The organism is Marinovum sp. J2-8 (assembly GCF_055808435.1).
Genome location: NZ_JBVVRZ010000009.1, coordinates 85,473 through 109,938 on the forward strand (window position 1 = coordinate 85,473; position 24,466 = coordinate 109,938).

General features: G+C 58.9%; 25 protein-coding genes. 12 read left to right on the forward strand and 13 right to left on the reverse strand.

Annotated features, from left to right (window positions below):
- Nucleotides 1-3 precede the first annotated feature (3 nt).
- The 7 genes from AC0L4F_RS20425 to AC0L4F_RS20455 all read left to right on the forward strand — a co-directional run bounded on the left by AC0L4F_RS20425 (nucleotide 4) and on the right by AC0L4F_RS20455 (nucleotide 5,812).
- Nucleotides 4-816 (forward strand): aldose epimerase family protein, encoded by an 813-nt coding sequence (locus AC0L4F_RS20425; protein ID WP_244691215.1) that lies wholly within the window; start codon nucleotides 4-6, stop codon nucleotides 814-816.
- Nucleotides 817-907: 91 nt separating this feature from the next.
- A complete protein-coding gene (locus AC0L4F_RS20430) occupies nucleotides 908-1,045 on the forward strand; it encodes a hypothetical protein (RefSeq protein WP_244691267.1) in 138 nt (45 codons plus the stop codon).
- Between the two features lie 41 nt (nucleotides 1,046-1,086).
- Nucleotides 1,087-2,139, forward strand: a complete 1,053-nt coding sequence (locus AC0L4F_RS20435) for an ABC transporter substrate-binding protein (protein ID WP_244691263.1) — start codon at nucleotides 1,087-1,089, stop codon at nucleotides 2,137-2,139.
- A gap of 82 nt (nucleotides 2,140-2,221) precedes the next feature.
- On the forward strand, nucleotides 2,222-3,091 hold the full coding sequence (locus tag AC0L4F_RS20440) for a carbohydrate ABC transporter permease (RefSeq protein WP_244691216.1): 870 nt from the start codon (nucleotides 2,222-2,224) through the stop codon (nucleotides 3,089-3,091).
- The gene (locus AC0L4F_RS20445) at nucleotides 3,088-3,969 is read left to right on the forward strand and encodes a carbohydrate ABC transporter permease (protein WP_244691217.1); all 882 of its coding nucleotides are present in this window, start codon (nucleotides 3,088-3,090) and stop codon (nucleotides 3,967-3,969) included. Before AC0L4F_RS20440 ends, AC0L4F_RS20445 begins: the two co-directional genes overlap by 4 nt.
- Nucleotides 3,966-4,721, forward strand: a complete 756-nt coding sequence (locus tag AC0L4F_RS20450) for an SDR family NAD(P)-dependent oxidoreductase (protein ID WP_244691218.1) — start codon at nucleotides 3,966-3,968, stop codon at nucleotides 4,719-4,721. The genes AC0L4F_RS20445 and AC0L4F_RS20450 overlap by 4 nt, the downstream gene beginning before the upstream one ends.
- A 14-nt stretch (nucleotides 4,722-4,735) precedes the next feature.
- Nucleotides 4,736-5,812, forward strand: coding sequence for an ABC transporter ATP-binding protein (locus AC0L4F_RS20455; RefSeq protein WP_244691219.1), 1,077 nt, complete (start codon nucleotides 4,736-4,738; stop codon nucleotides 5,810-5,812).
- A 105-nt stretch (nucleotides 5,813-5,917) separates the two neighbouring features.
- On the opposite strand, the gene AC0L4F_RS20460 is transcribed toward AC0L4F_RS20455, so the two are convergent.
- The 7 genes from AC0L4F_RS20460 to AC0L4F_RS20490 all read right to left on the reverse strand — a co-directional run bounded on the left by AC0L4F_RS20460 (nucleotide 5,918) and on the right by AC0L4F_RS20490 (nucleotide 12,315).
- On the reverse strand, nucleotides 5,918-6,898 hold the full coding sequence (locus AC0L4F_RS20460; RefSeq protein WP_244691220.1) for an aldo/keto reductase: 981 nt from the start codon (nucleotides 6,896-6,898) through the stop codon (nucleotides 5,918-5,920).
- 47 nt (nucleotides 6,899-6,945) lie between these two features.
- Nucleotides 6,946-8,181: a D-mannonate dehydratase ManD gene (manD, locus tag AC0L4F_RS20465; protein WP_244691221.1), complete on the reverse strand. Its 1,236-nt coding sequence runs from the start codon at nucleotides 8,179-8,181 to the stop codon at nucleotides 6,946-6,948.
- 36 nt (nucleotides 8,182-8,217) lie between these two features.
- The gene (locus tag AC0L4F_RS20470) at nucleotides 8,218-9,042 is read right to left on the reverse strand and encodes a sugar phosphate isomerase/epimerase family protein (protein WP_244691222.1); all 825 of its coding nucleotides are present in this window, start codon (nucleotides 9,040-9,042) and stop codon (nucleotides 8,218-8,220) included.
- A 45-nt stretch (nucleotides 9,043-9,087) separates the two neighbouring features.
- Nucleotides 9,088-9,975, reverse strand: a complete 888-nt coding sequence (locus tag AC0L4F_RS20475; RefSeq protein WP_244691223.1) for a carbohydrate ABC transporter permease — start codon at nucleotides 9,973-9,975, stop codon at nucleotides 9,088-9,090.
- Between the two features lie 5 nt (nucleotides 9,976-9,980).
- Nucleotides 9,981-10,886, reverse strand: a complete 906-nt coding sequence (locus AC0L4F_RS20480; RefSeq protein WP_244691224.1) for a carbohydrate ABC transporter permease — start codon at nucleotides 10,884-10,886, stop codon at nucleotides 9,981-9,983.
- 129 nt (nucleotides 10,887-11,015) lie between these two features.
- The gene (locus AC0L4F_RS20485) at nucleotides 11,016-11,504 is read right to left on the reverse strand and encodes a type 2 periplasmic-binding domain-containing protein (RefSeq protein WP_244691225.1); all 489 of its coding nucleotides are present in this window, start codon (nucleotides 11,502-11,504) and stop codon (nucleotides 11,016-11,018) included.
- A complete protein-coding gene (locus AC0L4F_RS20490; protein WP_244691226.1) occupies nucleotides 11,443-12,315 on the reverse strand; it encodes an ABC transporter substrate-binding protein in 873 nt (290 codons plus the stop codon). The genes AC0L4F_RS20485 and AC0L4F_RS20490 overlap by 62 nt, the downstream gene beginning before the upstream one ends.
- Nucleotides 12,316-12,743: 428 nt before the next feature.
- Here AC0L4F_RS20490 and AC0L4F_RS20495 point away from each other — a divergent pair, with 428 nt between their 5' ends.
- The 5 genes from AC0L4F_RS20495 to AC0L4F_RS20515 all read left to right on the forward strand — a co-directional run bounded on the left by AC0L4F_RS20495 (nucleotide 12,744) and on the right by AC0L4F_RS20515 (nucleotide 18,033).
- The gene (locus tag AC0L4F_RS20495) at nucleotides 12,744-13,817 is read left to right on the forward strand and encodes a LacI family DNA-binding transcriptional regulator (RefSeq protein ID WP_244691227.1); all 1,074 of its coding nucleotides are present in this window, start codon (nucleotides 12,744-12,746) and stop codon (nucleotides 13,815-13,817) included.
- Nucleotides 13,814-14,551 (forward strand): SDR family oxidoreductase, encoded by a 738-nt coding sequence (locus AC0L4F_RS20500; protein ID WP_244691228.1) that lies wholly within the window; start codon nucleotides 13,814-13,816, stop codon nucleotides 14,549-14,551. The genes AC0L4F_RS20495 and AC0L4F_RS20500 overlap by 4 nt, the downstream gene beginning before the upstream one ends.
- A 38-nt stretch (nucleotides 14,552-14,589) precedes the next feature.
- Nucleotides 14,590-15,657: a hydroxyacid dehydrogenase gene (locus AC0L4F_RS20505; protein WP_244691229.1), complete on the forward strand. Its 1,068-nt coding sequence runs from the start codon at nucleotides 14,590-14,592 to the stop codon at nucleotides 15,655-15,657.
- A gap of 54 nt (nucleotides 15,658-15,711) precedes the next feature.
- Entirely contained in the window at nucleotides 15,712-16,785 is a 1,074-nt protein-coding gene (locus AC0L4F_RS20510; protein ID WP_244691230.1) for an ABC transporter ATP-binding protein, read from the forward strand.
- A gap of 117 nt (nucleotides 16,786-16,902) precedes the next feature.
- Entirely contained in the window at nucleotides 16,903-18,033 is a 1,131-nt protein-coding gene (locus AC0L4F_RS20515) for a Gfo/Idh/MocA family protein (RefSeq protein WP_244691231.1), read from the forward strand.
- A gap of 41 nt (nucleotides 18,034-18,074) precedes the next feature.
- On the opposite strand, the gene AC0L4F_RS20520 is transcribed toward AC0L4F_RS20515, so the two are convergent.
- The 6 genes from AC0L4F_RS20520 to AC0L4F_RS20545 form a co-directional block, all read right to left on the reverse strand.
- A complete protein-coding gene (locus tag AC0L4F_RS20520; protein ID WP_244691232.1) occupies nucleotides 18,075-19,454 on the reverse strand; it encodes a sulfatase family protein in 1,380 nt (459 codons plus the stop codon).
- A 98-nt stretch (nucleotides 19,455-19,552) separates the two neighbouring features.
- Nucleotides 19,553-20,569 (reverse strand): ABC transporter ATP-binding protein, encoded by a 1,017-nt coding sequence (locus tag AC0L4F_RS20525; protein ID WP_280520706.1) that lies wholly within the window; start codon nucleotides 20,567-20,569, stop codon nucleotides 19,553-19,555.
- Nucleotides 20,570-20,574: 5 nt separating this feature from the next.
- Nucleotides 20,575-21,555, reverse strand: coding sequence for an ABC transporter ATP-binding protein (locus AC0L4F_RS20530; protein WP_244691233.1), 981 nt, complete (start codon nucleotides 21,553-21,555; stop codon nucleotides 20,575-20,577).
- Nucleotides 21,555-22,433 carry an ABC transporter permease gene (locus AC0L4F_RS20535; protein WP_244691234.1) on the reverse strand — a complete coding sequence of 293 codons (879 nt, stop codon included), beginning with the start codon at nucleotides 22,431-22,433 and terminating at the stop codon, nucleotides 21,555-21,557. Before AC0L4F_RS20535 ends, AC0L4F_RS20530 begins: the two co-directional genes overlap by 1 nt.
- Nucleotides 22,426-23,370: an ABC transporter permease gene (locus AC0L4F_RS20540; RefSeq protein WP_244691235.1), complete on the reverse strand. Its 945-nt coding sequence runs from the start codon at nucleotides 23,368-23,370 to the stop codon at nucleotides 22,426-22,428. Before AC0L4F_RS20540 ends, AC0L4F_RS20535 begins: the two co-directional genes overlap by 8 nt.
- The gene (locus AC0L4F_RS20545; protein WP_244691236.1) at nucleotides 23,367-24,320 is read right to left on the reverse strand and encodes a LysR family transcriptional regulator; all 954 of its coding nucleotides are present in this window, start codon (nucleotides 24,318-24,320) and stop codon (nucleotides 23,367-23,369) included. The genes AC0L4F_RS20540 and AC0L4F_RS20545 overlap by 4 nt, the downstream gene beginning before the upstream one ends.
- Between the last annotated feature and the right edge of the window lie 146 nt (nucleotides 24,321-24,466).

Below are 24,466 nucleotides of genomic sequence, written 5' to 3' on the forward strand. Positions count from 1 at the left end.
CCAGTGAAAATCGCGACGAATATCATCGCGGTGCGCATCGACCCAGAGTTCGGGGCGCGGATTACTGAGCTGACTGATCTGAGAAGCGGGCGCAATTGGATTGTGCCCGCCGAAGACCCCAGACCGCCCGCCACCGAGAGTTATATCGACGGGCGGCCCAGCGGCTGGGATGAATGTTTCCCCACCGTGGCAAGCGCAGAGCATCCTGCCTGGGGCGGGGCCATTCGGGATCACGGTTTCCTGTGGGGCCGACCGTGGCGGTGCCAATATGCCCCTTGCGGGATTGTCGCCACATATGATGATCCGCGCTTTCAATTCCGACGGGCCGTTCGACTGGCCGGTGATCGGGTTTTTGTCCGCTATACGCTTCTGTCCCGTCATCACGCTCCGCTGCCCTGGCTTTGGAGCCAGCATTGCCTGCTGGACTGTCAGCCGGGCGAGCGGATCGAGGCGCGGGGCATTGGGCCCTGGAAAGATGGCGATGGCCAGATCGCCGAACTCGGTCCGGTGCAGGATCCATCGGCGGGCGTGGCGGGCAAGTATTTCGCCGCAGTTACCGGGCGGGCGGATGTGGCGCTGACCGGAACGGGCGGGACCATTCAGTTTTCATGGCAGAGCCGCTCTGCGTCTCATGTGGGTTTCTGGTTCAGCTATGGCGGTTGGCCGAAGAATCGACCTTTGTATCAACTGGGAATCGAGCCGACAAATGCGCCGCGCAATCTGGTCCCAAATGGCACCGAAATCGGTGATCCGATGGTGTTGCAGCCTGGTCAGGCGAAACATTGGCAGATCCAGATCAGGTTAACCGGCAGATAAATAACGTCTTTTCAATAATCGTACATTATTTCGAAAAAATGTGTACGAACAGGAAAAGAATTGATATTATGTTTGCAGGAGGACGTATCTCATGAAGCAACTCAATATCTCACACATCGGTTTGGCGCTGGCCGCCGCCGTATTGCCCGCGATGGGGTCTGCGGAAACCACGCTGGAAGTTATTTCCTGGAAGGGAAGCGAGGCCCAGCCTGCCGGCTGCCGCAGCTGATCGAAAAATTTGAATCCGAAAACCCCGACATCAAGATCGATCTGACCTTTGTCTCCCGCAAAGACATCGACAAGGTGATGCCGCCCCGTCTTCAGGGCGGGAACCCGCCCGACGTCTCCATGGTCGACAGCTCTCTGGTCCAGCTTTGGGGCGACGTCGGATTCCTGGCCGATTTGGGCACCGACAGTGAATGGTATTCGAAGCTGAACCCCGGCTTGCGCGACATCATGACCAGCGGCGACGAAATGTATGTGCTGCCGCTTGAAGTGATTGGGATGGGCAATTTCGTCAACCTCGACCTGCTGGCGCAGGTAGGGATCGAAAACGTGCCGCTGACAGTCGAAGACACCAAGGCCGCCTGCACCGCGCTGGCCGCCGCCGACATCAGCCCGATGATCTTTTCCGGCACCTTCCCGGCCATGCTTTGGGTTGGGGCCAACGGGATTGATCCCAACGGAACCGCGCCCGGCGAATACGGGTCCGGCGCTGTGACATTCGAAGGCGACCCGGCGTTCGAAGGCTCGCTGGATTCGGTGCGTGATCTGGTAGATTCGGATTGTTTCGACCCCAAACTTCAGGCCGGGCTTGATCCCTGGTCAACCGCGCTTGAGGAATTCAAGGCCGGTCGTGTCGCCATGTTGCCGCAAGGCGCCTGGAACATCGGCAGCTTTTCCAAGATCGAGGGGCTGAATTTTGCCTTTGCACCGATGCCGTCGCGGTTCGCCGAGGTGGGGTTGGCGCTTGATCTGGTTGGTCCCGGCTGGTCGATCCCGCGCGATGCGAAAAACAAGGAAGCTGCGCGCAAATGGGTTGATTTCTTTGCCCGTGACGATGTGATTTCCGTCTTTCTGGCCGAAGAAGGCGCATACAACCCCTTCACCGGTGGCACCGACGGATTGCCCGAACTTGCCGCGTTGTATGGCGCTGCGCGGGATGCCGACAGCATGATCCTCTGGCCGTTCTCGACGCTGGAATTTCCCAAGCAGTTGCAATTCACTTGGGAAGAAAGCCTGACCGGGTTCCTTTTGAACCTTGATGCACCCAACTCCAAGACGTTGGAACGTTGGGACGAGGCTGTCGAAGACTCTCTCTGACAGCTCTCACGAGTGGCCCACCCGGCGTATCCTCCCGCGCTTGGGTGGGCCATTGACCCCCTCATATCTATCGGAGAACGCCATGCGATCTCGTAAGTCCCTCTATCTGTTCACGATCCCGGCGCTGCTGGTGATTGCTGTCTTCTTTGTCTATCCCATTGGGCTGACCTTGCAGATGAGCTTTACCAATTATTCCGGGATTGGCGTGGCCGAGACGGTTGGCTGGAAGAATTACGACCGGATTTTCAGCCGCAGTCGCTATCTGGATGAAATCAAGATCACGCTTTGGTTTACGGTGATCGTGGTTACGGCGCTGACCGTGACGGGCCTGTTCTTTGCGGCCATGCTGCACCGGTTGCCGTTGATCCGCAACTTCGCCCGGGCCGCGCTTTATACCCCGGCGATGATGTCCTTTGTTGTGGTCGGCTATATCTGGCAATTCATCTATTCGCCGCTCAATGGCGGCTTGAATGTGGCTTTGCGCCAAATCGGGTTGGGGGCATTGGAACAGAACTGGCTGGGTGATCCGGCCATCGCGCTTTATGCTGTGGCCGCGACCCAGATCTGGATGTTCAGCGGGTTCACCTGTGCGATCTTTCTGGCCGGGTTCGCCGGTATTCCCGAAGAAATTAACGAGGCCGGCCGCCTTGAGGGCGCGTCATCCTGGCAGCGTTTCCGTTATCTCGAACTGCCGCTATTGGGGCCAAGCTTTACCGTCAGCATCATCCTGACGACGATCGGCACGCTCAAGACGTTTGAGCTGCCTTATATCCTGACCAAGGGCGGACCGGACGGCGCGACCCGCACCCTGAGTATCGAGATCATCGACAACCTGTTTGGCCAATACAAATTCGGCTTCGCCAGCGCGCTTTCGATCATCATGTTGATTGTCGTTCTGGCCGTGGCCTTTGTTCAGAATAAGGTCCTGCGCGACCGGGAGAATGTGACATGAGCCTGAGCGACACAGCCACCCCGTTGCCGCGCGACCGCAAGGCCGCCAGGGATCTTTTGCAAAAGCAGGCGAAATCCGTGCTGGTGCATGGTGTGATCCTCTTCCTTGTGGCGCTGATGCTGCTGCCGCTGTTTTACATGCTGATGATGTCGTTCAAGACCGGCACCGAGATTGCCCAGGATCCTCTGGGGCTGCCCAACAGCCTGTATTGGGGCAATTACATGAATGCGCTGGCGTCCATGGGCTATGTCCGGTCGGTGGCGAATTCGCTGGGGATCACGATTTCGGTGATCATTGTCGTGGTATTGGTGGGGGCCATGGCCGCCTATCCGTTGGCGCGCATTCCCAACCGGGCCAGCCGGGTGATTGTGATGATCATGGCGCTGGGTCTGGCGACACCGAATTTCGTCACCATCACCCCGATCTATGTGATCTTCCGCGATCTTGGTCTGCTGGACAGCTATCTTGGCATTGTGCTGGCCTTTGCTGCGCTGAAACTGCCGTTGGCGGTGTTCTTCTACACCGGGTTCATTGCCGCCATCCCGATGGAGCTGGAAGAAGCCGCGCGGCTGGACAATTGCACCAACTGGCAGGTGTTCTGGCATGTGATCCGGCCGATGCTTGCGCCGGTGACCGCCACATTGTCGCTGTTTGTGATGCTGATGGTGTGGAACGATTTCACCTATCCCCTGCTGCTTTTGACCGACAAGGACAAGTTTACCGTGATGATCGCCGTTTACCGTTTCGTGGGGGCCACGGGCATTGATCCGACAATGCTGTTCCCGGCCGCTGTTCTGGGGTCGCTTCCCTTGCTGATCCTGTTTGCTGTCTTCCAGCGTCAGATCGTGTCGGGTGCAACCGCGGGGGCCGTGAAATGAACACGTTGCAAGGCAAGACCATCATTGTCACCGGGGCCGGCGCCGGTATCGGGCTTGGCATTCTGCGCCAGGCCGTGGCGGCGGGGGCGGATGTCACCGGGTTCGACATCACGCCGGATGCAAAGGCGCGGGTCGAGGCCGAGGGCGGAACATATGTTCAGGCCGATGTCACCGATCTTGATGCGTTCGAGGCCGCAATCCAGAATGTGCGCGACCGGGCCGGGCGGCTGGACGGTCTGGTCAATAATGCCGGGTTGACGATCCGGGTGCCGTTTCTGGAAATGACCCGCGACCAGATGGAGGCGATGTGGACGATCAACCACCGCTCTGTCCTTGCGGGTTGTCAGACCGCCGGGCGGATCATGGCGGCGGATGGCAATGGCGGGACGCTGGTCAATATCGGCTCGAACCATGCCCGTTGTACCAATCCCGGCCACGAGGCCTATGCCGGATCAAAGGGCGCGATCAGCGCCATGACCCGCGCAATGGCTTGGAGCCTGGGCAGCCACGGCATCCGCGTCAATGCGCTCTGCCCTGGTTTGACCCGGACCGAAATTGTGCTGGGCGCCGAAGAAGACCCCGAAATATCAGCCAAGTTCAAAAGCTGGCATGCCACGGGGGATGTGAACACAGTCGAGGATATCGGCAATCTGGCGGTGTTCCTGTTGTCCGATCTGTCGCGGTCCATGACCGGGGCCGAGGTGATTGCGGATCAAGGAATGTCGGCCCTTCTGGGCGTGCTGGATCTCTGAAAGGGAGAATGAATATGTCTCAGGTACTGCTTCGGGATGTGGTGAAACGCTATGGCGCGACGCAGGTCGTCCATAATGTCGATCTGGAAATTGAACCGGGTGAATTCTGTGTCTTTGTGGGCCCGTCGGGCTGTGGGAAATCGACGCTTCTGCGGATGATTGCCGGGCTGGAGGAAACCACCGAAGGCCGCATGTTGATTGGGGACAATGACGTGACCCATGCCGACCCTGCGGCGCGGGGCGTGGCGATGGTGTTCCAGACCTATGCGCTTTATCCGCATATGACGGTGCGCGAAAACATGGGGTTCGGGTTGAAAATCGCCAAGACCCCCAAGGCCGAAATCGACGATCGGGTGAGCAAGGCCAGCGAAATCCTGAAACTTCAGGATTACATGGACCGCAAGCCCAAGGCCCTGTCGGGGGGCCAGCGTCAGCGGGTTGCCATCGGCCGCGCGATTGTGCGCGAACCCGAGGTGTTCCTGTTCGATGAACCGCTGTCCAATCTGGACGCCGAATTGCGGGTGCAAATGCGGTTGGAGATTGCCAATCTGCACAAGGCGCTGGGGGCGACGATGATCTATGTCACCCATGACCAGGTCGAAGCGATGACCATGGCGGACAAGATTGTTGTGCTGCGCGATGGCCGGATTGAACAGCATGGCCGTCCGATGGATCTTTATGGCGATCCGGACAATATGTTTGTTGCGGGTTTCATCGGCTCGCCGCGGATGAATTTCCTGCCCGGCAAGGTTCAGTCGGTCGATGCGGGGGTCGCCAATGTAGTGATCCCGGCGTTTGAAAACGTGACCCTGCCCATCCAGTTCGATGTGCCGCCCTTGTCCGGCAGCGATGTGGTTGTGGGGCTGCGCCCGGAACATTTCGCGGATGACGCGCCGGTGCGGATTCAGTTGGAACCAGAGGTCGTCGAAAATCTTGGCGGCGTGTCTTATGCCTATACCAAAGTGGCGGGCGTGGATTTGCCGATTGTGGTGGAAATGCGCGGCCAACAGGGCGTTGGCACTGTGACCACCGGCATTGATCCAAAGGCCGCCTTGGTTTTTGACCCGAAAAACGGCCAGCGGTTGCGCTGATCAAACGGCGGGCCACCGCGCCCGCATCCTGGCAATTGCTGCGGCGAAAACAATTTCACGTTTTCGCCGCAGCTTTCCATTTCAATGCTGCCAAGTGTGGGTGCCTTAGCGGGTTCTGCCTTTGCCCCACATGTCGATATTGCCGCCCAGATCGGTTTTGAGCCGGTCTGACGCCTCGGTCAGAGCGTTCAGAACATCGGCGCTGAGGTCGACATCCAGCAGTTTTTTCAAACCCTGGCTTTGGGCACCATTGCGTGTGCCGACAATGACACCGCCAACAGCCGTGCGGGATTTCAGCCAGCCAATGGCCAGTTCTTCCATCGACAGACCGGTTTCGCCAACAAGGCGCCACAAGGCATCCAGCAGCTCCTGACCGGCGTCTTCTGCGCCGTCTTCCTTGTGCGTTACCTCGGCCCATTTGCGATGGTTGAACATGCGGGTGCGGGCGCGGTCGACCGGGAAATCCTGAAGCGATTTGTATTTGCCCGCCAGAAGCCCCTGCATCAGCGACGAATAGCACATGATCGGAACGCCGGCGGCCTCGCATTTGGGCTGCACGACAAATTCGATAGAGCGATAAAACAGGTGATAGGGCAGCTGGTTGACCGACACTTCGCCCAGCGAAAGCGCCTCGTCGATATCCTTGTCACCAAAGTTCGACACGCCGTACCAACGGATTTTGCCGTCTTCTTTCAACTTCTTCAGCGCGCCAATGCTGTCGGCCAGCGGCACATCGCGATTGGGCCAATGCAGCATGTAAAGATCAATGTAATCCGTGCCGAGGTTTTTCAAACTGCGGTCGCAGGCGGTGATAATGTCATCGGGGGCCAGATTTTCCTTGGCAACCTTCGACGAAATCACCAGCTCTGCGCGTTTGTCGCCCAAAGCCTTGTGCAAAAGCTGTTCGGAATAGCCGGCGCCATAGGCTTCGGCGGTGTCGAAAAAGTTGATGCCCACATTATGCGCCTCTTGCAGCGCCTCGATGGAATCTTTTTCCTCTTGTGCGCCAAACGCCCCGGCGCCGCCCATGCAGCCATAGACGACCTTGCTTGTCACCAGATCGGTTTTGCCAAAAGTTGTGTTCATTCTCAGTTACCTTATAGTTTGATTTCAGTGGCTTGGCGCGGCTGGGCCTACCAGCTCCACAGGGTGCCATCCTCAAGCTGGCTGACCGGCAGATAGGAACGTTTGTAGGGATATTTCGCGGCGGCGTCTTCGTCGAAGTCAACGCCAAGTCCGGGGCTGTCGCCCACATGTATCATGCCGTTTTCCAATGTGAGATCATACGAGAATACCTCGTCCGAGGCATCGGTGCCAAAACCCACGAATTCCTGAATGCCAAAGTTGGGCGCCCAGAGGTCAAGGTGCGATTGCGCCGCGAAACAGATCGGCGACAGATCCGGCGCGCCATGCGGCGCAATGCGGACATGAAACAGCGCCGCGAAATCCGCGATCCGCCGCAGCCCGGTGATGCCCCCGGCATGGGTGGTCGCGGTGCGGATGTAATCAATCCATTGGTTCTGGATCATATCCTTGCAATCCCAGATCGTATTATAGATCTCGCCAATGGCCAGCGGGGTTGTGGTGTGATCGCGCAGCACCCGATAGCTGTCCTGATTTTCGGCGGGCACCGCATCTTCGAGGAACAGAAGGTCATAGGGTTCCAGCATCTTGCCCAGCCGGGCCGCTTCGATTGGGGTCAGACGGCTGTGCACATCATGCAGCAGCGCGACCTCGTCCCCGAAACGCGCCCGCGCATCGCGAAACAGCGCCTCGATCGAATTCATGTATTTGCGGGTCGACCAGGGTTGTTCCGGCGGCAGCGGGCGGCTGCTTTGCTGTTCGAAATAATCTTTCTTGTCGCCCAGCACACCATAGGTGCCTTCCAGCCCCGGCACGGCGGTTTGCAGACGCACGGCGGTAAAGCCCTGATCAATCAGCGCCGCCGCCCGGTCGAGCGTGCCCTCGATGGTTTCGCCGGTGGCATGGGCATAGGTGGTCACGGCCTTGCGGCTTTTGCCCCCCAAAAGCTGATAGACCGGCAGGCCGGCGGCCTTGCCCTTGATATCCCAAAGCGCGACATCAACGGCGGCAACACAGGCCATGTTGATCGGGCCCTTGCGCCAGTAGACACCCTTGTAGAGATATTGCCAGATATCCTCGATATCATGGGCGTTACGACCAATCAGACAGGGCGCCACATGTTCCTGAAGATAGGTCGCCACCGCCATTTCGCGGCCATTCACAGTGGCATCGCCAAGCCCGTAGAGGCCACATTCGGTGACGATTTTCAGGGTCACGAAATTTCGGCCCGGGCAGCTGACGATGACCCGGACGTCCGTGATTGTAAGATCTTTTGCCGTGCTCATCGGTCTTCCTTTGTTTGGGGGGCGGGGGGCAATCTGTCAGGCATAGATCTCTGCAATCAATGCTTTCAGATGCGCGATATCCTTTTTCACGAAAGGAATGACATCATCCCCCATCCTTTGGCCGTGAACCCCGGCCTGTTTGCTGTATTCGGCGGGCATGCAGAATGTGCCCTCGACCCCGGTGCGGTGCAATTCACTGACCAGTTCGCGCCAGTTGTACCCGCCGTGGTCATGGGTGGTCCAATGGACCTCGTATCTGGCCTCAAGCTCGGGCCCATTGGCGCGCAGGTGGCAGGCGCTTTTGAAATTCACCAGCCCGTTCATATGCGGGCGGGCGATGTCGACAGCCATTTTCACCGGTTCACCGTCGACCGCGCAATGGCCCATGTCAAGCACACCGCAGACCTGTTTTGGATCGTAATCCGCCAGCAGATGCGCCAGCCCCAGCGCGCTGCCGATGTTGGTGCCATAGTGGTTTTGCACGCCGATGGCGACATTGTTGCGCTCCAGCGCGGGCAGCACCGCATCAAAGCTGCGGCGATAGGCGTCGACCGACGCGCGATACCCCAGGGCCAGATCAATCGGCGCACATATGCGGATGATGCCCACCCCGGCGGCGCCACAGGCCTCGATCATGGTGTCATTGAAATCGCCGGCGATGCTGGGGGTTTTCAGCCCATGATCGGCCAGCAGCGCAACCGCCCTTGGCAGATCGGCCACGACATTGTCCGGCGTGACCTGATAGCCGGGGCGCACCGCCAGTTCGACGCCGTCAAAGCCCAGCCCGGCAAGTTTCGCGGCCATCTCTGGCAGCGGGTCGGTCCAGGGTTTGGTGAATATGGTAATCAACGGTTGTCCCATCGGGTCACACGTCCTTTTGTTGATCTGTAGAAAAGGGGAAGGGCGTTAGCCCTTCAACCCGGTGGTTGCGATCCCGTCGATCAGCTTGCGCTGAAAGATGAAGAAGACGATGAACATCGGCACCAGCGACAAGAGGGACATCGCCAGCATCGCGCCCCAGGTGCTTGCCCCGCGCGACGCTTGCAGCAGACGCAGGCCCTGCGGCACGGTGTAATTCTCGATCGAGGTCAGATAGATCAGCGGCGTCAGAAAATCCTCGTACGTCCACAGGAAGGTGAACACCGCTGTTGTGACCAAGGCCGGGGTCAGAAGCGGCAGGATGATCGCGAAATAGATGCGGATCGGCCCCGCGCCGTCAATCGCCGCGGCCTCGTCCAATTCACGCGGAATACCGCGAATGAACTGGATCATCAGAAAGACAAAGAAGGCCTCAACCGCGAGGAATTTCGGCGTCACGATCGGCAGGATCGTGTTCACCCAGCCCAGATAGTTGAACAGGATGTATTGCGGGATCAGCGTCGCATGCACCGGCAACATGATGGTCATCATCATCAGCGCAAACAGCGGTGCCTTGAAGCGGAAATCAAGCCGGGCAAAGGCATAGGCGACGAAAGAACAGGACAACACATTGCCGATCACCGCGATGGTGGCGATGACAAAACTGTTGGTGAAAAACACCTTGAACGGTGCGGCCACCCCGGCCCAGCCGTTGGCATAGTTCTGCCAGACGAAATGCCGGGGGATGATGCTGGTGTCGGAAAAGATGATGTTTGACGGTTTCAGCGAGCTGACCGCAAGCCAGACCAGCGGATAGAGCATGATCAGTGCAAAGAAGATCAGGAAACCATGCATCATCAGCTTGGACCGCGCCTTGGATCGGGCGGTGGTCTGGTTCACGTCGGCGGTGGCGGGTTGGGTGTCTGTCAAAGTCATATGTCTTACCCCTCGTCCCCGTAGTGCACCCAGTATTTGGCGCTGAGGAAGGAAAACGTTGTTGCCAGGCCGATGATGGCGACCAGAACCCAGGCAATGGCCGAGGCATAGCCCATCTCAAAGTTCGTGAACGCCTGTTCATAGAGATAAAGCGTGTAAAACAGCGTCGAATCTGCCGGGCCGCCGGTGCCATCCGAAATGATGTAAGACGGCGTAAAGGCCTGAAACGCGCCGATGGTCTGCATCACGAAGTTGAAGAATATGATCGGCGTCAACAGCGGCACAGTGACATAGAAAAACTGTTGTACCGGGCGGGCGCCATCAATGGCGGCGGCGTCATACATATCCTGGGGGATCTGTTTCAGACCGGCCAGAAAGATCACCATCGGCGCCCCGAATTGCCATGCCGCCAGCAACACCAGCGTGCCAAGCGCATAGTCGGGATTGGTGATCCAGCTGGGGGCGTCATAGCCGAAATAGGTCCAGAGGAATTGGTTGATGATCCCGTCATAGGAAAAGATCTGACGCCACATCAGCGCAACCGCCACGCTGCCGCCCAGAAGCGACGGAAGGTAGAAGACAGAGCGATAAATCCCCAATCCCCGCAAACCGCGATTGAGGATCAGCGCGATGAACAAGGCAAATCCCAGCTTCAACGGCACCGAGAACACCACATAGGACAACGTCACCTTCAGCGACGCGACATATCGCGGATCATCGTTCAACAGCTTGGCGTAATTGTCCAATCCCGCCCAATTCGGCGCACTGAACAGATCGTAGTCGGTGAAGGACAGATACAGGGAGCCCAGCATCGGTCCCATCGTCAGAACAACAAAGCCAAGCAACCACGGCGACAGGAACAGAAACGCGATGCCGTTTTGCTTTTTCGAAAGGTTTTTGGTCTTGCTCATGGGGCCTTACCTTTATTGAAGCCAACAAATGCCAACCGCACATGCGGAACAGGACACGCAGGACGGGACATGCAGGACAGGACATGCGGGACGGGGCAAATCCCGTCCCGCGCCATTCCGCAGCCGCCGTTACTTGAGCGCCTTGAGCTTGCCGTCGATTTCCGCAGTCAGCGAATTGCCAGCCTCAAGCGCGGTCATGTCACCAAAGGCCACGGCCTCGTTATGGCGACGGAAGATCCCGCCAAGCCCGCCCACACCCGGACGCCGTGACGGCGCCGGATCTTCGCGCAGCATCTTGAGGTAGGCGACCAGCTTCTTTTCCTCCGGCGTGCCGGAAGAGCCGAATTTTTCCAGCCCGGCGGTCGAGGCCGGGATCATGCCGCTGCCGGTGTAATACAGTTCGACACCTTCGGGATCGAAGTGCATGAAGCGGATGATGTCGACGCAAAGCTCCTTGTCCACGGCGTTTTTCCAAATCCCGGTGGAATTGCCGGCGTAGTCATAGAGATGCTGTTTCATCTCGCCGCCCTCATACCCGTTGGGCAGCATCATCAGATCAAGCGGCCCATCCATCAGTGCGCCAATGCCGATAAAGCTGTCGGTGGTTTGTACCAACATCGCCGAACGGCCCCGAACAATCCCGAGCGAGGCTGAATTGTCGCCAGGCCTGGGCCTGGACATCTGCGGGCGGTGCGCCGCCAGCCTTGCGCATGTCTTCCCAATATTGGAACCACTTGGCCATGTCTTCGCCGGTGAAGCCGATGGTATGTTCCGGGGTGAACAACGCGGCGCCGGCCGCCCGCAAGAAGATGTCGCAGGCAAGGTTGTTGCCGCCGCCGTCTTCGATGCCCCAGAAGCCGCGCCCATGCTCTTTGCCAAGCGCAACCGCCGTTTCATGCAGTTTTTCCCAGGTATAGAATTTGTCGGGAACGGCGACGCCAACCTCTTCGAACTTGGCCGGGTTGAAGAAGATCGCCGTGGCGATCGCATCATTGGGCATGGCGTACATTTCGTCCGCATAGGTGCAGGAAAACACACTGCCGGCGGCCTGATATTCCGACACGTCAAGCGGATCGGGAATCCAGTCTGTCAGCGGGGTCAGGACGCCGCGGGCCGCGTATTCGGCCAAAAGATCGACGTTGACGCTGAACATATCCGGGGCATTGCCGCCGGCCGCTTCGGTTGCGAGTTTGTCGGTAAAGGCGCGGTAGCTGGAAAATTCCGGTACGATTTCGACATTCGGGTTCTTCGCCATATAGGCCTTGAGAACCTTGAGTGTCGTGCCGAGTTGTTCCTCCAATTCAACGAAGCCACTGAAGCGAACGGTGGTTTTCCCCTGCGCCAAGGCGCCCCCCGCGACAACCGTCAATGCAAATCCGCCAAATGCGGCGGAGCCCTGTTTTAGAAATGCTCTGCGTGAATGCGTCATGGTTTTTCCTCCCTGAAGTGCGCGACCTGACTGCGGATCGCCAATACAACGGATCGCGATTCGTGACCCCCTGCACTGTGACGATAGTAAAACGATACACTAATGTCGACACAAAATTCCGGGCCGCGGTTTTTGCGGGCAGGGACGGCGCGAATTTTGGGTCACCCTGGGTGGAGGAGTGATTGTAATACATTATAATTGTTCAATATTCGTGAAGGCCATCAAGGAATATGGCCGATGTGGCTAGGTGGATTCGTGGCGAATCTTCGGGAGGTCGGCCCAAAAATTTTGCAGAAATGAAAAATTTCTCTGGAATACTTTGCTGGGAAGTGGGTAGTGTGTGTAACGTATTACTAACCAGACCCCAATGCGATTCCAGCCGCCCGTTCTGTGGCTGGCGCACCCGTGGGCCATGTAGGGTAGAGACGATGGCAGGTATCAAGGATGTGGCGAAAAAGGCGGGGGTGTCCGTCAGTACCGTGTCGAACGTCATCAATGGCCGACATGCCAAAATGGGGGCCCGTACCCTGCGCCGGGTGCAGGAGGCGATTGCCGAACTCAATTACACCCCCAGCGCCGTCGCCCGTCAGCTGAAATCGGGGCACATCAAGACGCTTGGTCTTGTGGTGCCTTCGGTGGCCAACCCGTTTTGGGGCAATGTGTCCCAGCTGATTGAAAAAGCCGCCCTGAAACGGGGGTATCAGGTTCTGATCTGTAACGCGGAACGCGATCCAGAGCTTGAGGCGAATTACATGACCTCGCTTCAGGGGTCTTTGATCCGTGGAACGATTTTGGGGTCTTCGCCGGTTTCCTTTGACCATCTGCGCGAGCATTCCGAAAAAGGCATGCATATCGGCGCATTTGATCGCGCATCGCGCGGGGCAGAGGGGATTGTGTCCTGCTCTGTCAGTGTGGATCAGGATCTTGGCGCGCGACTGGCCACCCGGCATCTGATTGGTCTGGGGCACAAGAAGATTGCCTTTATCTCGGGGCCGATCGGCACGTCGAGCAGGATCGCGCGACTTGAGGGTGTGCAGCGCGAGCTGTCCAAGGTTGGGCTTTCTATTGATGAGGATCTGATCTGGCTTGGTCCGCAAGCGGCGGGGTTTGGTGACAGTCAGGCGGCCGAACTTGGCCGGACTGCGGCGCGTGAATTGCTGACACGGGACGATCCGCCAACCGCCATTTTCGCCGTGAACGACATGTATGCCATCGGCGCATGTTCCGGCGCCCGGGAACTGGGCTATCGTGTGCCTGATGACCTGTCGGTGGTCGGTTTCGACGACATCATCATGGCAAAGGTGATGGAGCCACCGCTGACGACAGTACGCCAACCGGTTGAACAGATGGCGGAATTGATGGTCGCGCGGCTTATCGAAACGCTGGAAGACGAAGACGGCCCAGCGGAACCGCATGTCATTCTGCGGCCGGAATTGATCGTCCGCAGCTCCACCGCTGCGCGAAAAAATTCTGACAGCATCAATTCAGGGACAGAAAAATGACCACAGAAAAGAGCCTGTCAGGCCGCAAGATCCTTATCGCTGGCGCGACAAGCGGCATGGGGCGGGCCACGGCCCGGTCCGCCGCTGCCGCCGGGGCAGAGGTGCTGCTGCTGGGCCGGGACAAGACCCGGCTGGAGGCCGTCGTCGCCGAAGCCACGGATCTTGGGGCGCCGCGGGCGATTGGCCTTTTGGCCGATGCCGCGGACCCGGACGATCTTGCCCGTGCGCTGGCCTCGGCCGAGGCGGACCTTGCCCGCGTGGATACATTGGTCAATTCGATTGGCGTCAACATCGTCAACCGGGCGTTTTTTGACCTCTCGGCCGAGAGTTGGGCATCGATGATCGACATCAACCTCAATGCCGCCTTCAACCTGGCCAAGGTGATTGTCCCGCTGTTTCGCCAACGGGGGGGCGGGCTGTTGATCAATGTGTCCTCGACGGCGGCGCGCAAGCCCGATCCATCTGGTGCGGCCTATCAGGCGACCAAGGCCGGTGTGATGGCGATGACCCATGCGATCATGGAGGAAGAATGGCACAACGGCCTGCGCGCCACCGTGATCCTGCCGGGCATGACCGAAACGCCGCTGCTTGAAAAGCGGCCCACACCGCCGACCGACGAAATGCGCGCCAAGGCGCTGCAACCCGAAGACATCGCCGAGGCCTGCATGTTCGTGATGACATTGCCGAAGCGGGCGCATGTTTCGGAATTGATGATTCAACCGGCGATCCGCTGATCGCGATGCAGAAAATAGGCCAAAGCAAGATGGAACATATGTCCAACAGTCCCAAAAGCCCGGCGTCGGACGAAGGTGCAACCGGCAATCCAGGCCCGAAGGTTGGCGTTCTTATCCCCGCGCATATGCGCGCCAAGATCTTTCCTGAAATTGTCGAAAAGGCGCTTTTGGATTTTGCCCAGCCGGTGATCATCAGTGATGACGTTTTGGCGTCGGGCGATGTGGGCGGCAAGCTGGCCGATGCGCTGACCGGTGTGACGGCGGTGATCACCGGCTGGAGAAGCCCGGAAATCCCGCAAGCGGCATTGGCCCCGCAGGGCAGCGTTGCTTTTGTGTCCCATGCGGCGGGATCGGTCAAACGGCTGGGCGTGCAAAGCGCGCTGGAGGCCGGCGATATTCGCGTCAGCCACGCCGCCCCGGTGATTGCCCAGGCGGTGGCCGAATTCACCGTGACACAAATTCTGGCCCATTTGCGGCGACACCGAGAGTTTGATGCCGGGCTGCGCACCGGAATGGAATGGCAGGCGATGCGCGACGCTTATCTGGGTCAGCTGCTGGCGGCGCAGGATGTCGGAATTGTCGGGCTTGGCTATGTCGGGCGGCTGGTGCTGAACCTCTTGCGGCCCTTTGGATGTACCATCTGTGTTTACGATCCCTTTATCAGCGCGGAAGAGGCCGACAGGCTTGGGGTTGTGCTGGTCAGCCTTGAAGAGATGTTCGAACGCTGCTCCGTGGTCAGCTTGCATGCCGCCAATCTTCCGGCAACCGAGGGCATGATCACACGCGCGCATCTGGATGCGTTCCGCCCCGGCGGGCTGTTGGTCAATTCCGCGCGGGCCGGGCTGATCGCGCCGGGGGCCTTGGTCGGGGCGCTGGACCAGGGCCGGATCTTTGCGGCGGTGGATACGTTTGACACCGAACCGCTGCCCGAGGGGGACGCATTGCGCGGACGGGCCAATGTCTATCTGTCGCCCCATTGCGCCGGTCACACCCACGACAGCTATATCATGCAGGGGCTTGCGGCGGTGGAGGATGTCCGCCGGTTCTTTGCTGGTGCGCCACTTAAACAAGAAATTCTTCGCGAAAAGGCGGCCGTCCTCGCGTGAGGTGGGCAATGACCTGACAGTTGCGAAATCAGACATAGGGAATAGGGGAATGTCATGGCTTCAGTAGAAATCTCCGGGCTTAAAAAGAGCTTTGGTGCGGTGGATGTGATCCACAGCATTGATCTAGAGATCGAAGATGGTGAATTCGTCGCGCTTGTCGGCCCGTCCGGCTGTGGCAAGTCCACGCTTCTGCGGATCATTTCCGGGCTTGAGCCTGCTTCTGGCGGTGAAATTCGGATTGACGGCAATGTGGTCAACCACCTCAACCCGCGCGAACGCAACATCGCGATGGTGTTCCAGAACTATGCGCTTTACCCGCATATGACGGTGGCGAAAAACATGGGGTTCAACCTGAAACTGTCGGGGATGAGCCGCACTGAAATCGACGAAAAGGTCGAGGGCGTCGCCAAACTGCTGGAGCTTGATAAGTTGCTGGACCGAAAACCCGGGCAGCTTTCGGGGGGTCAGCGCCAGCGGGTTGCCATGGGGCGCGCCATTGTGCGCGATCCGGCGGCGTTCCTGTTTGATGAGCCGCTGTCGAACCTTGATGCCAAATTACGCGTCCAGATGCGGTCCGAAATCAAGACGCTGCACCAGCGGGTCAAGACCACCTCGATCTATGTGACCCACGATCAAATCGAGGCCATGACACTGGCGGATCGGGTGGTCATCCTGAATGGCGGCAATATTGAACAGGCCGGGCGGCCCATCGACCTTTATAACAAGCCCGACAATCTCTTTGTGGCGGCGTTCATCGGCACGCCGTCGATGAACCTGATCGAGGCCACGATTGTCAAAACGGACACCGGTCCGGCGGCGATGTTCGCCTGCGGTCAATCCATCCCGGTGCAAAGCGATCATCCGAAGATGGCCGAGCATGAAAAGGTGATCGTTGGCATGCGACCAGAGCATTTCACGACCGATGCCACCGGCGTGCAACTGACCGGCGCGACCTCGCTGGTCGAACCGACGGGGGCACAGACCCATATCACCTTTGATCTGGCCGGGGCTTCGGCCACTGCGGTGCTGGATGGTGGGGTCGATCTGGCGGTTGGCCAGCCTTTGACGGTGTCCATTGACCCGGCCAAGGTGCATTTCTTTGACAAGGAAACCGGTCATCGCGTCTGACGCTGCCCCTTTTCGCCCCCCTTTTTACCTGTCCATAGCGTAGGGGCGGCCCCCAACATCGCGGCGCGACAGCGCGCCCACGGCGTCCCGTGCGCCAAACACATAGGAGAGTGAGCCATGCTCAAAGTTCTGATTTCAGGAACCGGATTTGCCGGTCAGGGCCATGCTGACGCCTTTCGCGGGGCCGGGGCCGAGGTTGTCGGCATCGTTGGCCGGACACCGCATGTTGTCACGGAAGTGGCGGAAAAGATGGGCATTCCCTATGCCGGGGTTGATTGGCAAGAGGCGCTTGCGACCTGTAAACCCGACATCGTGTCCATCGCCACGCCGGGCGGCGCCCATTATGAACCGATCAAACAGGCCATTGCCGCAGGCTGTCATGTGTTTTGCGACAAACCGATGACCGATAGCGCAGATACGGCAATCGAGCTGAACGCATTGGCACAGGCAAAAGGCGTGAAAACCGCCTATGCCGCCAGCTTTCGCTATGCGCCCAGCGTATTGCATGCCAAGCAATTGGTGGCCGAAGGCGCGATTGGCGAACCCACAGAGATCGAGTGCATGTCGCATTTCAATCTGGAACGAAACATTCCCTTTGGCTGGTCGCATCGCAAAAAGGATGGCGGCGGGCGGTTGAACAACAATTTCACCCATACGCTGTCGATTGCCTGTTCTGTTGTTGGCGAAAAGATCCTGTCGATCATCGGTGAAGTGCGCGACGACCTTGGCCGCGCGCCGATTGTCGAAGGTGTGCACAACTTTGCCACCAGGCGCGATTTCATCCCCAAGGATTTGAACGATCCCAACCTGAAATGGGGCGAAAGCGATGTGGAATGGTCCTATACCGTGCTGGCCCAGCTAGAGAGCCCGTTTGCCGAAAAGCCGGTGTCGGTTCTGTTCAAACACGGCGGGCTGGTGCCACGGTTTCACGAAGATCACATCGTGATTTATGGCACAAAAGGCGCGATCTATATCAAGGGCCACTACGGCAGCGGCCAGCTGTCTCATTATGGCGCGGACAAAAGCTGGCAGGAATTGCCCCTGCCAAAGCCGATTGCCGACGCCGTGCCGGATGTGGCGGGCGAGACCGAGCAATGCTGGCATTATCTGGCGCGGGAATTCGTGCGCGATATTTCCGGCGAAACGGTGGAACCCTATCCCACCTTCCAGGAAGGCAGCCAATATCAGCAGATCATCGAATTGATCCGCAGAAATGACAATTGGACGCCTGTCACCGATTTGCGCTGATCCCTGTTGCGGCGCCATTTGGCGGCCAGACCAATTGGCGATCAGCTGTCCACAAGCGCATCGCCATGGGCCGCCTGCCATTGCCGCAACGCCCCGGCCATTGCGTGGCGGCGATCCTGCTGGGCTGGTGCAAAGGCCAGGTTGACCTGTTCAAAAGGGTCCGTATTCAGGTCAAAAAGCTGCTCGGTGGCGGATCCCGGCGTGCATTCGATAGGATCAGGTGCCGGGTTGGCGGATGCGGGATAGTAGCGCACATATTTGTACCGGGCGTCGCGGATCATACGCTGGGACATCCTGTAAACCGCGCCAAATGTGTCGCGCTGGGGCGTGGGGGCCTGCGCCGCCAGCGACAGGTTGCCATGATCCTGCGGCGGGGTGATACCCGCAAGATCCAGCACCGTTGCCCGTGTGTCACCGTGCCAGACCAATGCGTCTGACTGCTGTCCGGCCTCTATGCCCGGACCGGCCAGGATCAGGGGGATGCCAAGACTGTGTTCGTAGAGGTTCTGCTTGCCCATCAACCCGTGACTGCCAATCCCCAACCCATGGTCCGAGGTGTAGACAACCACCGTGTTTTCCAGCAGCCCCTGTGCCTCGGCGGTGGCCAGGATGTCGCCAATGGCAGCATCAAGATGGGCAATCATGCCATAATATTCCGCCAGATGGCGGCGCACCGCTTCCGGGCTGCGGGGGTAATCCTCAAGCAATTCGTCGCGCAGCGCGGCTTCGCCATTGTCGAAAGGGTGCAGCGGCAGATAATCGGCGGGCAGGGCGATATCATCCGGGTTTGGCATAAAGGCGGGCGGCGGCGTGCGCGGATCATGCGGCGCGGTAAAGGCCGTATAGAGCAGAAACGGCTCCTCTCCGTCCTGTGCGCGCAGGAAATCCTTGGCAGCTTCGCTGAACAGATCGGTCGAGAATCCGGGCATGTCGGACGTGGTGTCCGATGGAAAGACGCCTTGGGGATCAAATGGCGTTACCGGCACTTTGTCATGGTCGCACATGCCGCCAAAGAAGATCGCCGACCCCGAACTGAACGACCGCCCGAAAGAAGCGCGGTCGTTGTGCCATTTGCCAACACCATGGGTGCGATACCCTTCGGCGCGCAGCAATTCGGGGAAGGTCGGCATGTCGGATGGAATTTCCAGAAACTGTGGCGGTGTCTCTGATGAGGATGCTTTGCGCGCCTCTTGCGCCAGTCGCAGGGCAAAGACATCGCGACCCGTCATCAAGGTGGCGCGGGATGGCATACAGACCGCACGATCGAACCCGCCCTGACAATGGGCATTGCGATAAAACGTCCCGCGTGCCGCAAGCGCATCAAGGTTTGGCGTCGTGACCGCATCACAACCACTCGCCCCAAGCGAGCGGGCGCGATGGTCGTCAGCGATCAGGAAAATGAAATTCGGCCGACGTGTCATTTCGGAAAAGCTCCTGTTTGAATGCCGCGGACATGTGGCAATTGCGATGCCGGGCGCGGGCCCGGCGATCTCTATTCGACATCCGTCATGCGGTCAGTTCACTGATCTTCTAGCTGCTCTGCATGGTGGCACAACACCATATGATCACCCTTCAGATTGCGCCATTCCGGAACTTCGCTGCGGCAGCGGTCGGTGGCCAGCGCACAGCGCGGGTGAAAATGACACCCCGTCGGCGGGTTCAGCGGGCTTGGGATCTCGGCCTGCTCGGCGTCGCTGGTGTCTGGTGTGATCCCGCCCTCATGCCGCAAGCGCGGCGCAGACGACAACAAGGTGCGGGTATAGGGATGGCGTGAGTGATCAAAGATCGTGTCGCTATCCGCCAGTTCCACCATGCGCCCAAGATACATCACCCCAACCCGGTCAGAGATATGGCGAACAACCTGAAGGTCATGGGCCACGAACAGCACAGTCAGCCCAAGATCCCGTTGAATGTCTTTCAGAAGATTCACGATCTGAGCCTGAATCGACAGATCCAGCGCCGAAACCGGCTCGTCACAAACCAGGAATTTCGGGTTGAGCGCCAGGGCACGCGCGATGCCGATCCGCTGTCGTTGGCCACCCGAAAACTGATGCGGATAGCGGCTTGCATGTTCGGGCGCCAACCCGACAAGATCAAGCAGCTCTGCCACCCGCGCCCGCCGCTCTGTTGCGGTCATCTCGGTTGACGTGATCAAAGGTTCCGCAATCACCTGTTCGGCTGTCATGCGTGGGTTAAGCGACCCAAATGGATCCTGAAACACAATCTGCACCTGACGGCGAAACGCCCGCAGCTCCTGACCCTTGAGTTCCAGCAGCGGTTTGCCGTCGAATGTCACATCGCCCGAGGTCGCATCCAGCAGACGGATAAGCAGGCGGCTGGTCGTGGTCTTGCCGCAGCCGCTTTCACCCACCAGACCAAGGGTTTCGCCCCGGTGGATGTCAAACGCCAGTTTGTCGACCGCCCGGACCACACGGGTTGGCGGGGTGAAAGGCAGCAAAGGTTTGTTTGCAAAATGCTTTGAAAGACTGCGAATGCGAAACATCGGCTCTGCGGTGATGGGTGTCTGATCTGTCATTTGCGTCATTCCGTCTTGAAATCGATATGGCGGTAGCAGGCAGATTCGTGCCCCGCCGCCAGCGCGTAACGCGGCGGCGGCACATGCCGGCACACCTCTTGCACATGGGCGCAGCGGGTTGAAAAACGACAGCCTTTTGGAAAGCGGTTCGGTGTCGGCACCTGGCCTTCGATCGTGGGCAGTCGTTCCATTCGATCTTCGAGCCCATAGGCGCAGCGCATCAAGCCCTCGGTATAGGGATGGGCCGGGGTCGAAAACACGGCCTCGGCTGTGCCGCATTCCGCCAGCCGCCCGGCATACATCACCTGAACCCGGCGCACGAAATTCGACACCAGCGCAAGATCGTGGCTGATGAACATCACCGCGACGCCGGTTTCCTTTTGCAGGCGGGCCAAAAGCCGCATGATCTGCAACTGGATTGTCGCATCCAATGCCGTTGTCGGCTCGTCCGCGATGATAAGGCGCGGATTACAGCACAGTGCCATGGCAATCATCACCCGTTGGCGCATCCCGCCCGACATCTGATGGGGATAATCATCAAACCGGTCCGCAGGCGAGGGGATGCCAACCTGGCCGAACAATTCGATCACCCGGGCGCGGGCGGCCTTTGGCGACAGGCCCTCGTGACGGCGCAGCACCTCGACCAATTGGGCGCCGGTGGTGAAGACAGGGTTCAACGCGGTTGAAGGTTCCTGAAACACCATCGCCAGCTCTTTGCCGCGCAGGCGCTGCATGTCGCGCTGTGACAGCGATTGGATCTCTTTGCCGTCAAACAGGATCGTGCCGCTTGTGATTTTCAACGCCTTGGGCAACAGGCCCATGATCGCAAGGGCGATCATGCTTTTGCCGCTGCCGGATTCACCCACGATCCCAAAGGGTTCGTTTGGCTGGACGGAAAAGCTGACCCCATCCACGATATCAATTTTTGCGGCCGTTGATCCGATCGAGATCGTCAGGTCACGGACTTCCAGAAGTGGTTTCGACATCAGCTCAGGCCCTTCAATCGCGGATCAAGTTGGTCACGCAACCCATCACCGACCAGGTTCAATGACATGACAGTCAGGAAGATGGCGATGCCGGGAAACAGGGTGATCCAGGGTGCGGAATACAGATAGGTGCGCCCATCCGCGATGATGTTGCCCCAGGTTGGCGAGGGCGGCGGTGGCCCGACCCCGATAAAGCTGAGCGCAGCTTCGGCCAGAACGGCATCGGCAAAGACAAATGTCATCTGCACAATCACCGGCGCGAGCGCATTGGGGATCAGGTGGTACAGAATGATCCTGAGATTGCTGGCCCCACTGGCGCGGGCCGCTTCGACAAATTGCTGCTGCGCCAATGTCAGAACAGAGGCCCGCACGATCCGTGCCGTCCGGGGCGCATATGCGATCCCCAGCGCCAACACCACGTTCACAACCCCCGGTCCCAGGACCGCGGCCAGCGCAATGGCCAGCAACAGGGTCGGAAACGCCTCTCCGGCATCCATCACCCGCATGAAGATATTGTCCAGTTTCGGAAAGAAGCCCGCGATCGCGCCGATGATGATGCCCAGGACCATTGTGATGATGACCACGAACAAACCGATCAACAGCGACACATGCGCCCCTTCAAGCACCCGCGTCATGACGTCCCGGCCGAAACTGTCCGTGCCCGCCAAATGGGTCAGGCTGGGCGCCTTGAACCGGTCCATAAGGGACGTATCCTCGGCGCCATATGGCATGATGAACGGGCCGATCAGTGCCGCCAGCACAATGAAGGTCAGAACTGAGCCGCCAATGATCAGGATTTTATTGGCCGAGGCCAGTTTGCGAAGCCACGAGGTCCGTGCAGCCGTGATTGCGGGGCGGGATGTGGTCAGATCAGTCATAGCGCACCCTTGGGTCCAGCCAGGAATACAGAATATCCACCAGCAAATTGATAAAAACGAACGAGAATGCGATGACGACAAGCCCGCCCTGAAGCACGGGGTAATCACGCCGCGTGATCGCGTGCAGCATCAGCCGTCCCAATCCGTTCAGCGAAAAGATTGCCTCGATCACGATGGCGCCCGCCATGGTCAGCGAAAAGGTGATGCCAATCACCGTAAGGATCGGAATCATCGCGTTTTTCAGCGCGTGCTTGCCGATCACCTCGCTGCGATACATGCCTTTGGCGTGGGCGGTGCGGACATAATCCTGGCCCAGCTGTTCCAGCATCACCGACCGCGTAAACCGCGAGATCAGGCCCATCGTGGCGGTGCCAAGCGTGATGGCGGGCAGGGTCATGGCGTGCAGCCATCCGAAAAAGGAGTCTGAAAGCGGGACATAGCCACCGGGCGGGAACCAGCCCAGACCGACCGAGAACACCAGAATGGCGATCAGCCCGAACCAGAAATTCGGGACCGATACCCCAATCAGCGAAATGGACATCACCAGCCCATCCACCCAGGTCCGGTGAAAAACTGCGGCCAGCGTGCCGATCAGGATGCCAAAGAAAGAGGCAAAAACGATCGACAGAAACGCCAGCGACAGCGTGACGGGAAGCCGTTCGATGATCGCCTCGGACACCGGGCGTTTGAGGATATAGGAATAGCCCAGATCCCCATGCGCAAGCCCGGTGACCCATTCGCCCAGCCGGATCGGCCAGGGCGCGTTCAGCCCCAGTTGTTCGCGGACAAATTCCACCTCTTCAACAGAGGCGTCCTGTCCGGCGATAACCGAAGCGCCATCGCCGGGCACCAACATGATGATCAGGAATGCGATCACGCTGACAACAAGCAGCACCGGTATGGCACTTAGTATTCGTTTGATGATGTATCTTATCATTGGCTTTCCTCGGCCCTGGCAGTCTGTGATGCGGACTGCGGGCCCATTGGATTGTTCTCGGATGCAATTGTGCGGACGGTGTCCATCAGGAATTGCAACCCGGGTGCGATTGCCCGTTCCTTGCGCCAGATCATGCCGGTTCCGCGCGGCTTCCCAAGAGTTTGCTCAGACAGAACGACGATTTCCCCGTTGCGCACGGCGGGCGAATCCCCTGGCTCGAAGGCCAGCAGATTTGAATTTTTGACCATTTCGACCATCAGATATTTCTGATGTGTTTCCAGTGCGATGTTGGGTCGTGGCAAGCCCAGTTGCGCGGCGGTCTTGATCAGCCAGGCATAGGGCAGGTCGGTGTTGATCGCCTCGCCGATGATCCAGCTGTATTCAAGCATCTGTTCGATGGTGGGGCGGCTGTCCTGCATCGACAGCGGGTGATCCCGGCGTGCCACGATGCGCAAACGGTCGCGGATCAATTCTTCTGCGATCAGATCCTCGCTCAGCGGGATTGTCATCGACACAAAGGCCAGATCGACCTGCCCGGCAACAAGCTGATCGACAAGCTCCGGCACGCTGCCGGTGACAACACTGAACGACAGGTTGGGGCGCGCCGCGTGAACGGTGTGCAGAATCCGTGGCATCAGATCGTGAATCCAGGTCTGCCCGGCGCCGATCCGGAAATGGCCGCTTTCGCCTTTGCGCATCGACAGCGCGGTGGCCAGAAGATCATTGGTTTCGCGTTCGATGACCTGGGCGAATTCCAGGAAAAGCCGCCCAAAAGGCGTCAGCGACGTGCCCTGCGGACCGCGATCAAACAGGGCGACGCCAAATTCGTCTTCGATACGTTGCACAATCTTGCTGAGGGCAGGCTGGCCAATTCCGATCCGTTCGGAGGCCAGCGAAATACGGCCGGTTTCGGCAATTTCGCGCACCATCCTGGCGTGTCGCGTTTCCATGAACAAAGGCCCTCCCTGCCTGATCTGCACACCAACCCTAGGCAGGCGCTACATTCCGATCAATGGCTATTTCGCAAACTCATCATTCCAATATGGAATGTCATAGCCTCGACCTTGTCGTTGCGCGATGGGCAAACAAAGTGTTG